Consider the following 11,879-nt stretch of genomic DNA (forward strand, 5'->3'; position numbering starts at 1 on the left):
GTAAACCAGGTCGGATAAATCCCGATATTACAGACTTTTTAAGGTTAAAGTCTGATGAGTCGGTTCTGTGAAACATTTTCTTTAGTCGACCGAATTAACCTCAGAAGCCAGTAGTGGCAAGGGATAACACTGATCTGAGGGATTGTCGATGGCCTGTTGCATTTTTGACAAGTCAAGCGTTATTGTGCGACTATGTTCTATAATAATTAGCCATTATTTTGAGGAATTTTAAAGGAAAAGGGAGTTGAAACTAGTGAAGATGATTAAAGGCGAATGGAATTACATTCGGCACAACCGGTTGATTCTGATTTCTGTGTTGGCCATTATGTTCATTCCGTTCCTCTACTGTATCTTCTTTCTAAAGTCAGTGTGGGACCCGTACGGTGAAACCGGCGAGCTACCTGTTGCGGTGGTAAACCAAGACAAGCCTGTCACCTACCAAGGACAGAAGTTAAATGTTGGGGATCAGACGGTAACGAATTTAAAGAAGAACAAGCAATTGGGTTGGAAGTTTGTGTCGGCCAAGACCGCCGCAGATGGGTTGAAGCACCACAAGTACTACACGGTGATCACCTTGCCCAAGAACTTCTCGTCTAACGCCGCTACGGCGCTGGACAAGCATCCGAAGAAGATGACCTTCACGTACAAGACCAACGGTTCCGCTAACTACATCGCGCAAGTTATGAGTGAAGTTGGTTCGGATAAGCTGGACAGTCAGATCCGTGCCAAGGTCACGAAGGCCTACGCACAGGCGACGTTCAAGCAGATCTACACTGTGGGTCAAGGGATGAAGAAGGCTGCCAAGGGTTCTGCCCAATTGAAGGACGGGACGGTCACGTTGACCGATGGGTTAAACACGTACACCACCGGGGTTAAGACGTTGAACAATGGTCTGCAACAAATGAAGACTTCCGTGACGCCATTGGCCACCGGGATTCAACAGTTAAGCACGGGCTCTGCAACCTTAGCCTCTGGACTCAGCCAGTACACGGCCGGTGTCTCGAAGTTAAACAGCAACATGCCAACCTTACAAGCTGGGGCTTCTAAGCTGAACAGTGGGACCTACAGTTACGTTGACGGTGTTTACAAGCTCAACAGTGGTTTAGGTCAGATGAGCAGCAAGGTTGGACCTTTGGCTAGTGGAGTTACGCAGTTGAAGACTGGGAGTAACTCGCTGACTAAGGGACTGAAGAAGCTGGATGCTAACTCTAGTCAATTGACTAGTGGATCTTCTCAGATCGCTGATGGGTTGACGCAAATGCAGACGCTCTTGAACCAATTAGGGCCTAGTTTGACGACACTGTCCGATTTAACGAAGGATCCGACAAAGCTGAGTAAGTTGAATAACTTGCTAGAACAACTTCAGACTGCAAACATGTTAGACCAGACCACATTGGGAACAATTCAAAATGGGTTGAAAGCTATGTCAACAATTGATCCTACGTCATTAAATGGATTATCAGATGATATGGATAAGATGGCAACTGATGCTACAACTGTGGGAACATTATTGGCAGAACAGAGTAGTTCAACAACTACTGGTACTGATTCAAATGCAACGGCTCTCAAAGAAGCGCAAGAAGCCGCTGCCTCCGCTAGCACAAAAGCTGCTGCTTTGGCCAGTGCTGCAAGTGCTGGCAGTGACGTGAAGTCTGAAGCAGCAGAAGTTGCGACAGCAACCCAAGATGCTAATGAAAAAATACAAGGTACTAAGGTAAGCTCGGCCACTTCAACAAGTGATGCATCCTATAATAAAGCTGTTGGTGACTTACTAGTCGATGTTAAAACTATGGGTACCTACCAAACTACCTTGACATCAGCATTGAATGGCCTTGGAGCAATGGCACCATATGTTTCTTCAATGCAAGGACTTGTAACTGCATTGCAGGGTTCTGGCTTAACGAATGAAGATTTAGCTACAGTCGCTGGAGCATTAACGACGCTCCAAGCTAAGGCTGGCCTGATTTCTCAATTAGGTACAGCTTCAGACAGCTTGGGTCAATTGGTCACTGGTGCTAAGCAGTTATCAACTGGTTTAGACACTTACACGGCTGGTGTTAACTCAGCCTTGGGTGGTTCTAAGCAGTTAACGACTGGTTTAAACACGCTTAACTCCAATATCCCAGCCTTAACTTCCGGTGTTTCCCAATTATTAGACGGGAGCAACACGTTAGCTAAGAAGGGGTCTGAACTCACGAGTGGGACGTCATCACTCAACTCTGGTATTGGCCAAGTTGCTAGTGGGGTTTCCCAATTGAACGGCAACTCTGCTAAATTAAACAGTGGTGCTGGTCAACTCAGCAGTGGGTTATCAACCTTAAACGGTAAGATTCCAACGCTGACCAGTGGGGTTAACCAACTGGCTGACGGATCTGCTAAGCTGGATGCCAACAGCAACAAGCTGATGCAAGGAACCAAGAAGCTCAGCAAGGGTTCCGGTACTTTGGCCAAGTCACTGAAGTCAGGGGCTGACCAAATTAACGCACAACCATTGACCAGCAAGACGGCCGATATGTTTGCGGCACCAACTCATTTGAAGCACGAAAGCTACAGCTACGTGCCTAACTATGGACATGCCTTAGCACCTTACGTGCTTTCCGTGGCGTTATATGTTGGGGCCTTAGTCTTCAACTTTGCCTTCCCAATTCGGAAGGTCTCCATGGCTGGCGGTTCCGCTTCAGGTTGGTACCTGAGCAAGCTGTCAATTGGTGCGGTTGAAGGGTTAGCAATGGGGGTCATCGAACCATCACTGATGATGCTCGCTGGCTTATCCGTTGATCACCCAATGCAGATGATTCTGATTTCCGTCTTGTTTGCGGAGGCGTCGATGTTCATTGTCATGTTCCTGTCGATGCTCCTGGACAACCCTGGACGGTTCATCGCCATGGTTCTCCTGATGCTTCAACTCGGGGGTTCCGGTGGGACGTTCCCAATGGAAGTCACGAACCACTTCTACAACGTTGTGCACCCATTCTTACCAATGACTTACTCCATCTTAGGTTTCCGTGAGGCGATTACCTCAGGGATGTCTGGCATGGTTGGTTTGGCAACTTGGGTCCTCCTGTTGTTCACAGCAGGTGCCGTTGCCTTACTCTGGCCAACGATGTGGTGGCTTCAAAAGAAGCATTTAATGGGCGTTTCCCAATTGGACGATAACCAAAAACTCCAAGAGGTCGAAGACCCAAATACAAATAGTCATTCTTAATAACGACTCGCTGAGAAGCGACGTGAGACCGCTGGTTTCGCGTCGCTTTTTGCGTATAATAAAGGGGTATGAGAAAAGGGGACTTTAGAATGAGTATCCAATTTCGGCAGGCTAAACGCGCCGACTTATCATTGATTGTGGCCATTTATAATGAAGCGGTGGCCACCAAGCAAAGCACGGCAGATGTGCAGCCGGTGACGGTGGCCCAACGCGAGGATTGGTTCGCGAGCTTTAATCCACTGCGTTTTCCACTGTGGATGATTGAAAACGAGGGCCGGGTGGCTGGATTCGTCGGCTTAGAGCCCTATAGCGACCGCGCTGGCTATCGTCACGTGGCTGAGGCGGCTCTCTACCTGGCTAGTGACCAACAGGGCCAGCACATCGGCTCACAGGCCGTTGATTGGATTGCCCAACAAGCACCCAAACTGGGACTGACGACGGTGATTGCCCGTATCTTTGGCCACAACCAGGCCAGCAGGAAGCTCTTTGAAAAGGCCGGCTACGAACAGTGGGGCCACTTGCCAGAAATTGCCGAAATGCCAGGATTTACCGCTGATCTGGAAGTTTACGGTCGTCATTTCACAACGACAGATTAAAAAGCAATGAAAGTTATGAAAACTTCCTGGGTAACTTCACAAACGTTTCATAGATCCTAGCTAGATCAGGGATAACCCTTGATAAATATCAGAGATGTTATATGAAAATGGGCTGAAACATGTTAAAATATCATCGTGTGGTTTTTACGCGTAAGTGGTAAATCCATTAACGTGCTTCATATCTCAGAGTATTCGACGGAGGCAGACATTCTTGAATAAACGACGGCCAAACCCCAAGCAGGTGCCGGACCCCACAGAACCAATGTGGCGGTCGACCTTGCGGGTAGCCATGCCCCTTAACTTGAGTTACATACCTATCGGGCTGGCTTGTGGGATTTTGCTACACGCGGCAGGGTTCAATACATTCCTTACTGGATTAGTTTCACTGCTGGTCTTTTCTGGTGGGGGTCAATTTTTAATTGCCACGATGTTGACTATTAATTCCCCATTACTTTCAATTGTTTTGATGCTGTTTTTCTTGGAACTTCGGTATGCACTACTAAGTTCAAGTCTATCGCCTTACTTAAAAGGCCAATCCAACCGTTTTCTATTTATATTTGCGGTTTCGTTAAACGATGAAAATTATGCGATTAATTACTTAAAGTTTGCCACAGATAAGAAGTGGACGGTGCGCGAAGCCTTAGCGGTTGAGCACTATTCGTTGTTGTTCTGGGCAACAAGTAACGTTATCGGGAGTCTAATCGGTAGCGCATTGAAGATCGATTTGAGCGTTGTGCATTTTGCGCTGACGTCCTTGTTCCTTTACATGATTGTGATGCAACTTAAGAGTCACTTGACGGTGTTAATTTGCCTCGTCTCGGCAGTATTGGCTGCCTTCTTCATGATTGTGACCAAGAGTACGTTAGGGTTAGTGATTGCGACAATCGTGGCTTCATTGATTGGTTTCGGGTTAGAAGAACTTCTGCAAAAGAAGATGCCAAACAGCCACTGGTTGCGACGGATGCATAGCCCAGGGTCAAAGAAGTCAGTTGTGGAACATTCAGACGCTAATTAGGATGCAGGGAGAACTTTATGAATGCAGTTAATAACTGGAACAGTACGCAACATTTTTGGCTAATTATTTTGGGATTTGTTGTTGCCTTCGTCCCACGTTTCGTGCCGCTGATGTTGTTCACCAAGCGGGCCATTCCTGAATGGTTTAACGAATGGATGAAGTTTGTGCCGGTGTCATTATTTACGGCTCTAGTAGTTAAAGATATTTTCATCGATAGCTCTAGCTACGGGTTGGTTCTAACCAACTATCCCTTAATGATTGCGGCAGTGATTGTGATCTACATTGCCTATCGAACGCGGTCGATGGCCGTTTCCGTGGTTGTCGGGCTGGCAGGGGTATTCCTCCTGTCGATGTTCCTTTGACACTAACTTAACGAATAAATCAGATGAGGTCTGGCAGTCATGCTGGGCTTCTTTTTTTGATCTGGTTTACAAAAAAATATCAGTTTAAAATATGATTATCATTGTTATTAGTTTTGAATTGAAATCATTTGGATTGGCCTAACTATACCACGTTTTGTCACGCAGAAATACCAGAGATGAAAATCAGGAACAATAGTTAAGAAGCTCGTCAGTTTGGCTATGAGTTATAAGTGGTAAGGAGACAAAAGAGTTGACTAGAAAAATGTGGTGTAGTAATATTTGACTACAAATAAGGAGGGCTTTCTTATGGCACAGGCAACGTCAGTAAGATTTGATGACGAGACGAGTAAACTGCTTACGGTTTATGCGCAAGCTCATGGAATCAGTAAATCTGATTATATTAAGCAAGTTGTTTCTCAAAGTCTTGAGGATTGGTTAGATATTCAGGCTGCCGATGAGGCTTATCAGTCCTGGAAGGCAGACAAATTTGAGACTAAGTCGTGGCAGGAAACGTTGACGGAATTGGGATTAGACCATGAGTAATTATGACGTTCGCACGTCACGTTCATTTCGAGACGCTCTTAAAAAGTTAGATAAAGGAACGCAAAGAACATTGGCTAAGTGGATTTCAAAGCACCTTATAGGCGTTGATTTTCCATCGTCTCCTGGAAAGAAACTGGTTGGTAATTATGCAGGATATGTACGTTTTCGTGTTGGCTCATACAGAATCATTGCAATCGTAAACGACCATGAATTGATAATTACGGCTGTCTTTGTTGCAAAACGAGAGATAGTTTACGAACAGAGTTGGCAAAACGACAAATAAAATTCAAATCAAAAAAGCACCACCCACCCGGTGATCAATCCAGGTTGGTGGTGCTTTTAAGTCGGTCGAATGATCCGCGGTCATTCAGGCCAGTTGATTAGTCCGTTACTTTTGATTTATCGTGGGTCTCGTCGTACATGTAGTCCCGCGTCATTGGTAACATCCGGGCTGAAGGGCCCTTTGAGATCAAATACTGAATCACGTCAATATTACCAGACTTGAATGATGCTGCGCAAGCCTGAAGATAAAGATCCCACATCCGAACAAAGCGTTCGTCAAACATCTTGACGACTTCGTCACGGTGTTCGTTGAAGTTCTTGTCCCAAATTTCCACCGTCTTTTGGTAGTGACGACGGAGAGGCTCCATATCATCGATCTGCAAACCACTCTCGATGATGTGGGTGGTGTTTTCAATCAAGCCAGGCACGTAGCCACCTGGGAAGATCCACTTGTTTAACCAACCATTGTTGGCCCCACCCTGTTGCCGGGTGATTCCGTGGATTAAGGCGACACCGTCATTCATCAGGTACTTTTGAACACATTCAAAGTATTGGCCCAAGTTTTCCTGACCAACGTGTTCGAACATCCCAACAGAGGTGATGTAGTCCCACTTTTCGTTGCCTAATTCCCGGTAATCTTCCAACCGAACTTCGGCAACGTCTTCGAGGCCATCTTCTTTAATGCGAGCGTTCACGTAGTCATATTGTTCCTGGCTTAGCGTAATCCCGGTGACGTGCAGACCGTATTCCTTGGCCGCCGTCAACATCAGGGTACCCCAACCACAACCAATATCGAGAAGCGTCTTACCCGGTTGGGGGTTCAACTTCTTGATGATGTGATGAACTTTGTTAACCTGTGCGGTGTACAAATCATCATCGGGTGATTCGAAGTAGGCACAGGAATAAGTCATGGTGTCATCTAGCCATAATTTATAAAAGTTATTCCCAATATCGTAGTGTTCTTGTACATCGGACTTACTTTCTTTGACCGTGTGCTTTTGTTTTGGCAGGAAGTGGATAAACTTCTTGTTGTGGAAGAAGGAATCCGTGTTTTCGTAGGCCGCAGTAATCAGGTCTTCGATGCTGCCGTCGACTTCAATCTTACCGTCCATGATGGCTTCACCCAGCGCAATGGATGCGTTGCTGGAGATTTCCTTAATCGGAATGGCTTCGTGGAAGGTAATGGTGATGTCGGGAGTGCCAGTCCCATAGACATCACTGGATCCGTCCCAATAGTTGACACGGACAGGGATGTTAAAGGTGTGGCTTAGAAACGTCTTGTAGAATGTTTTTTCAAGCATGACAGGGGTCCTTTCCGGTTTTTCTACCATTAATAGTGGAAAAACAAAATTACCTCATCATTATACGCCTTTCACCCTGTTAGACGTAAGGAAAGGATTCGGATGAAAACGGTTAACCTGGATTTTGGTCGCAGGGACTCGGTAAAATTGACCGATTTACCCGCTAACCATGGTATAATGAGTCTACAATTAACCAGCGGAGGTCTTTCATTTTGAAAAAATGGGTATGGGTCGTAGCGACAGTCGTTGTGGCACTGCTGATTGGTGGTTACGCTTATTCAAATCATCATGCGACAGCTAAAGAGTACCAGGCAGCGATGGCCAATGGCCGGACTGCTATTCAAAGTAAGCATTACACGCAAGCAGAGAGCTATTTCCAGAACGCGCTCAAGCGGCGTTTGAATGACGAGTCAGCTCAGACGTATCTGACACAGACGCAGCGGTTCGTTTCCGGGGAAAATGCATTGGATGCGCGGCACTTTACGACGGCACGCAAGCATTACGAAGCCGTTCAGGATACCAAGAAAGGCTCGTCCGTCCTTGTGACGCGGGCTAAGGCGAAGGTCAAGCAAGTTAAGGGAATTTTGGCCAACGTCAAGGAATTCAAGAAGATTTTGACTAAGGCCACGGGTGAAAATCAGGCCCTGAACTATGGTCAGTCCAATACAACCTTGGACGAATTATTTAACAACGCGAAGTTCCGCCAGAAGTATTACCAAAACTTGTATGATCAAGCCTTGGCATTACGGAAGTCCAACAACGCGGGCCAAGCGGCTAACACAAGTTCTTCAACGAGTGCTTCGTCGAGTGACAGTACTGCTAGCAGCTCTAGCGCGTCCCTGACGTCGTCCGAACAGGCGGCCGCAAGTAATTACTCCGGAAGTAACGAATACACCGTTACACAGAAGGAGAAAGAGGTTAACGGTAAGGTGATTATCGCTGCCCAGATTGCCAACGCGAGAAAGACGATCAGCGCGGCTGGGGGCCACTCGGATGCCATGAGTGACCAAGACGTGCGGGTTGCCATTCAACAAGCCAGCAAGCAAAAGATTTCGTTGGCACAATACACCCAACAAAACTTAAAGTAAACGATGTGAGAACCTAGACGATAGTGTCTGGGTTCTTTTTTTGCGCATATATGGTGGAGCCTCCAGAAACTATAGTGATAGTTGGGTAACTCGAGTGCTGTCCATCTTGTCTCGCGATAAAGTATCTGATGATTAGAAGACGCTATTCGGGATTCGTCTACGTCAGCCGGAGGCGGTGGTATCACATAACTAGCAGAAAAAATTGCCGTATGCGAGTCAAGCCGATCGATTTGGTAGGAAAACTTACCATATCTATCCAAACAGTCTTAAAACTTGACATGATGGTAAGGTTAGCAAACAAATAAGTTAGTAAGTTAATTACTTTACCTGCGGGATATCTAGGTAAATTAATTGTCCTAATCGCCGTCGTTTCGGTATTTCTGGTAAGATTGTGAACTCAAAACTTCGAATATTTCACAAGTCATTATTTACACTAAATTTGTAAGGGTGTCTTACTATATAGATAGAATCAGAAATCTACAAGGGGGGTAGAGCAACGCTGCCTCTGAAAATAGCTGGGTGAGCACCGATCTTGGGGGATAGGGCGACCTGAACTGATTTGATTCCCAAATCACCACAAGGCTATTGGGGACGTGGCGTTGCCAGAAAATTATGATTATCAACAAACATATCATGCGTACGACTAATGAAAAGCAAGTTTTACAGCAGATTGTCAACGCTGGTCCGATTTCGCGAAGTCAAATTTCCCGTAACCTGAGTTTAAACAAAGTGACGGTCTCTGATATTTACAGCCAGTTACTGCATGAAGGGTTGATCCGTGAGGTTGGTCACGGTGTCAGCACGCGTAACGGCGGTCGGAAACCTGTCATGGCATTACTAAACGTGGGGTATGGTTATGTCATCAGTATTAACATTTTGCGGTCACGGTTCTCGATGATCACCAGTCGTTTGGATGGTCGTTCTGAGAATTATGCGAGCGTTTCCACTCGTGGTGTGGATTTAACCACGGTGCTCGATATGATTGACGAGAAGATCGCGGCAACCGTTGCCGATAGCGACACGCGGTTGTTAGGAATCTCATTCGGGTTGGACGGCACTATTTACGACAACCAGATCTTGGATTCCAGTTTGAAAGGCTTCAAGAACTTTGATTTGGCAAAGTACTTTAGCGACAAATTCCAAGTTCCCGTTGTTCTGGAAGACCTGGCTAATCAGTCCGCAATCTTCGAGCGGGACTTCTCTGGCGAGGGTGTTTACCGCAACCTGATCTCGGTCACGATTAGAGACCAAGTCAGTGCCGGCATCATCACCGAAGGCCACCTGTACCGCGGACACAATGGTGAGGCCGGAAACATTGGGACTTGTCCGTTGGCTGACCGTTACCAGGAAGGCAATTCCGAAACGGTCAACCACTATGTGGCAGAAGGCACGGTGCTTCAACGCATCATGGCCTACCAGAAGATTGACCGGGTCGATGTTAACCGGATTCGGCGGGATTACCTGGGTCACCGGCCAGAACTGTTAGCCATTCTCGACGAGTTTGCCTACTACCTGGCAAAGGTTTTAGGGAACCTGTCCAACACGTTTGCGCCGGACGCCATCATCGTCAACGCCCCAATCTTGGAGCTGTTGCCAGAAATGATGGATACCGTGCGGAACTACGTGGACCAATTAGCTATCGTCCGCAAGGCGCCACTCCTGTTGACTAAGAACTCACGGGAAGCCTCCTTAAAGGGCGGGGCTTCGGCGATTATCCACCGGGCCTTGGCACTGGACGACTTACAACTGACCTTCACCAACGAACGGACAACTGTTCTCGAAGGCGTTGAATCTTAAATGAAATAGGCTTTGAAAAGCGTGGATGCGGCCACGCTTTTTATTTTGCGTTCAGGTTTTGTTGGGCTCAGCGCCTCCCGGAAACCAGCCAGGAGGCTGGAACGCGGTGGGCACGACTTGAAGCCCACAACCCGGTCTTCAAGCTCGGCCTTTCCGTAACCCGAGAAGGTCACTCGACTAACGGAAATGACACGGCTGAGCCTCCTGGCTGGTTTCCTCCGGCTAACACTGTCCTATCCCGTCAAAATACGCTGGCTCGCCCTCATGATTTGATGGGGTTATCACCATGTCAGCCGGAGGTCGGTTCTGGAAATGCTCAGTGGTGTCGTTGTCCTTAGCGGAGTGGGTTCCTCCGGTTAGGACAAGGCCGTTCGGGGAGACCGCTCTTTGGCTTCCCGACGTGCCCACTACGTTCCAGCGTTTCCAGAACCGACCGGGAGGCGCGGGTGACGACCAGCTTGCCGTGGAAAGTGCTAGGGATTTTCGACCAATGCGGTATAATAAAAAGAAGATGAAATGGGAGGAATGACGTTTGAGTATTTGGCAACGATTTATCGACAATGTGCGGCTACGACGCTTCGTTATCTTGGCGCTGCTAATCTTTGTGCTGTGGCTGATTCGAAGCGAAATGAACATGATTTTATTAACGTTCATTTTTACGTTTTTAGTGCTTCAGTTAGTCAAAGCCGTGCGGCGGTATGTGAAGATACCACCGGCATTGATTGTGACAGTGACCTACGTGGCGGTGCTGGGGGCTCTGTATTGGGCGATCACAGCCTACCTGCCAAAGATTGTGACGTCGTCGGTTCACGGGATTGAGGGACTCATTAATTTTTATGAGAATCCCGCTAACGAAAATAATGAAATCATCCGCTGGATCTCTGGCTATATCAGTAGTTCGAATATCGTGTCGCAGGTTCAGAGTAGTGCCAAGCTGGTCTTGACCTACCTGTCAACGATTGGGTCGTTCGGATTCACCATATTTATGTCGATGATTCTGAGTTTCTTCTTCACGATTGAGTCGAAACAGATGACCGCCTTTTCCAAACGGTTCCTCACGAGTACGTATGGTTGGTTTTTCCAGGATATTAACTTCTTTGCCACGAAGTTCGTCAATACGTTCGGGGTTGTGCTGGAGGCACAATTCTTCATCGCCCTCTGCAACACCGTGATTACCACGATTATCCTGGCCATCATGCAGATGCCCCAGTTGGCCACGTTGGCCATTATGATTTTTATCCTGAGTCTGATTCCAGTGGCCGGGGTGATTGTCTCCGTTATTCCCCTTACGATTCTGGGGTACACGGTGGGTGGCTTCCGCTACGTCGTCTATATCCTCGTGATGATCGTCGTGGTTCACGCGTTAGAAGCCTACGTGTTGAATCCCAAGTTCATGTCCAGTCGAACAGAACTGCCAATCTTCTACACCTTCGTGGTATTGTTGGCCGGGGAAGCCTTGTTCGGTGTTTGGGGCCTGATCGTTGGGGTGCCAATCTTCACCTTCTTCCTGGATATTCTGGGTGTCCGGCCGGTGCATGGCTTGCATCAGGCGCCTCAGCTGGAAAAGTTGCGTGAGATTCGCCGCAATTATAATCAGAGTGAAGACGAAGATAACGATAGTGATAGTGATCAGAAATAGCAAAAAGTCAGTTTGGCCGTTTGGGCTGAACTGACTTTTTTAATTAACAGC

General features: G+C 47.2%; 10 protein-coding genes. 9 read left to right on the forward strand and 1 reads right to left on the reverse strand.

From position 1 onward, the window contains the following. Positions 1-259 precede the first annotated feature (259 nt). The 6 genes from IV54_RS00260 to IV54_RS00285 all read left to right on the forward strand — a co-directional run bounded on the left by IV54_RS00260 (position 260) and on the right by IV54_RS00285 (position 6,004). The gene (locus IV54_RS00260; RefSeq protein ID WP_237756633.1) at positions 260-3,205 is read left to right on the forward strand and encodes a YhgE/Pip domain-containing protein; all 2,946 of its coding nucleotides are present in this window, start codon (positions 260-262) and stop codon (positions 3,203-3,205) included. Between the two features lie 89 nt (positions 3,206-3,294). After that, positions 3,295-3,801 (forward strand): GNAT family N-acetyltransferase, encoded by a 507-nt coding sequence (locus IV54_RS00265; protein WP_057877421.1) that lies wholly within the window; start codon positions 3,295-3,297, stop codon positions 3,799-3,801. Between the two features lie 262 nt (positions 3,802-4,063). Then, positions 4,064-4,816 carry an AzlC family ABC transporter permease gene (locus IV54_RS00270; RefSeq protein WP_057877453.1) on the forward strand — a complete coding sequence of 251 codons (753 nt, stop codon included), beginning with the start codon at positions 4,064-4,066 and terminating at the stop codon, positions 4,814-4,816. Between the two features lie 17 nt (positions 4,817-4,833). After that, positions 4,834-5,178 carry an AzlD domain-containing protein gene (locus IV54_RS00275; protein WP_057877422.1) on the forward strand — a complete coding sequence of 115 codons (345 nt, stop codon included), beginning with the start codon at positions 4,834-4,836 and terminating at the stop codon, positions 5,176-5,178. Between the two features lie 306 nt (positions 5,179-5,484). Next, positions 5,485-5,721, forward strand: a complete 237-nt coding sequence (gene relB, locus IV54_RS00280; protein WP_057877423.1) for a type II toxin-antitoxin system RelB family antitoxin — start codon at positions 5,485-5,487, stop codon at positions 5,719-5,721. Further along, positions 5,714-6,004, forward strand: a complete 291-nt coding sequence (locus IV54_RS00285; RefSeq protein ID WP_057877424.1) for a type II toxin-antitoxin system RelE family toxin — start codon at positions 5,714-5,716, stop codon at positions 6,002-6,004. The genes relB and IV54_RS00285 overlap by 8 nt, the downstream gene beginning before the upstream one ends. A 97-nt stretch (positions 6,005-6,101) precedes the next feature. Here the strand turns inward: IV54_RS00285 and IV54_RS00290 are convergent, their stop codons facing one another. Then, on the reverse strand, positions 6,102-7,304 hold the full coding sequence (locus tag IV54_RS00290) for an SAM-dependent methyltransferase (protein ID WP_057877425.1): 1,203 nt from the start codon (positions 7,302-7,304) through the stop codon (positions 6,102-6,104). Positions 7,305-7,516: 212 nt separating this feature from the next. Here IV54_RS00290 and IV54_RS00295 point away from each other — a divergent pair, with 212 nt between their 5' ends. From IV54_RS00295 to IV54_RS00310, 3 genes are all read left to right on the forward strand, one after another. Beyond that, on the forward strand, positions 7,517-8,392 hold the full coding sequence (locus tag IV54_RS00295) for a hypothetical protein (protein ID WP_057877426.1): 876 nt from the start codon (positions 7,517-7,519) through the stop codon (positions 8,390-8,392). A gap of 633 nt (positions 8,393-9,025) precedes the next feature. Beyond that, the gene (locus IV54_RS00300) at positions 9,026-10,189 is read left to right on the forward strand and encodes an ROK family protein (protein WP_237756631.1); all 1,164 of its coding nucleotides are present in this window, start codon (positions 9,026-9,028) and stop codon (positions 10,187-10,189) included. A 532-nt stretch (positions 10,190-10,721) separates the two neighbouring features. Next, the gene (locus tag IV54_RS00310; protein WP_057877429.1) at positions 10,722-11,828 is read left to right on the forward strand and encodes an AI-2E family transporter; all 1,107 of its coding nucleotides are present in this window, start codon (positions 10,722-10,724) and stop codon (positions 11,826-11,828) included. The last annotated feature ends 51 nt before the right edge of the window (positions 11,829-11,879 follow it).

It is taken from the genome of Levilactobacillus paucivorans, assembly GCF_001437125.1.
Taxonomy (GTDB): domain Bacteria; phylum Bacillota; class Bacilli; order Lactobacillales; family Lactobacillaceae; genus Levilactobacillus; species Levilactobacillus paucivorans.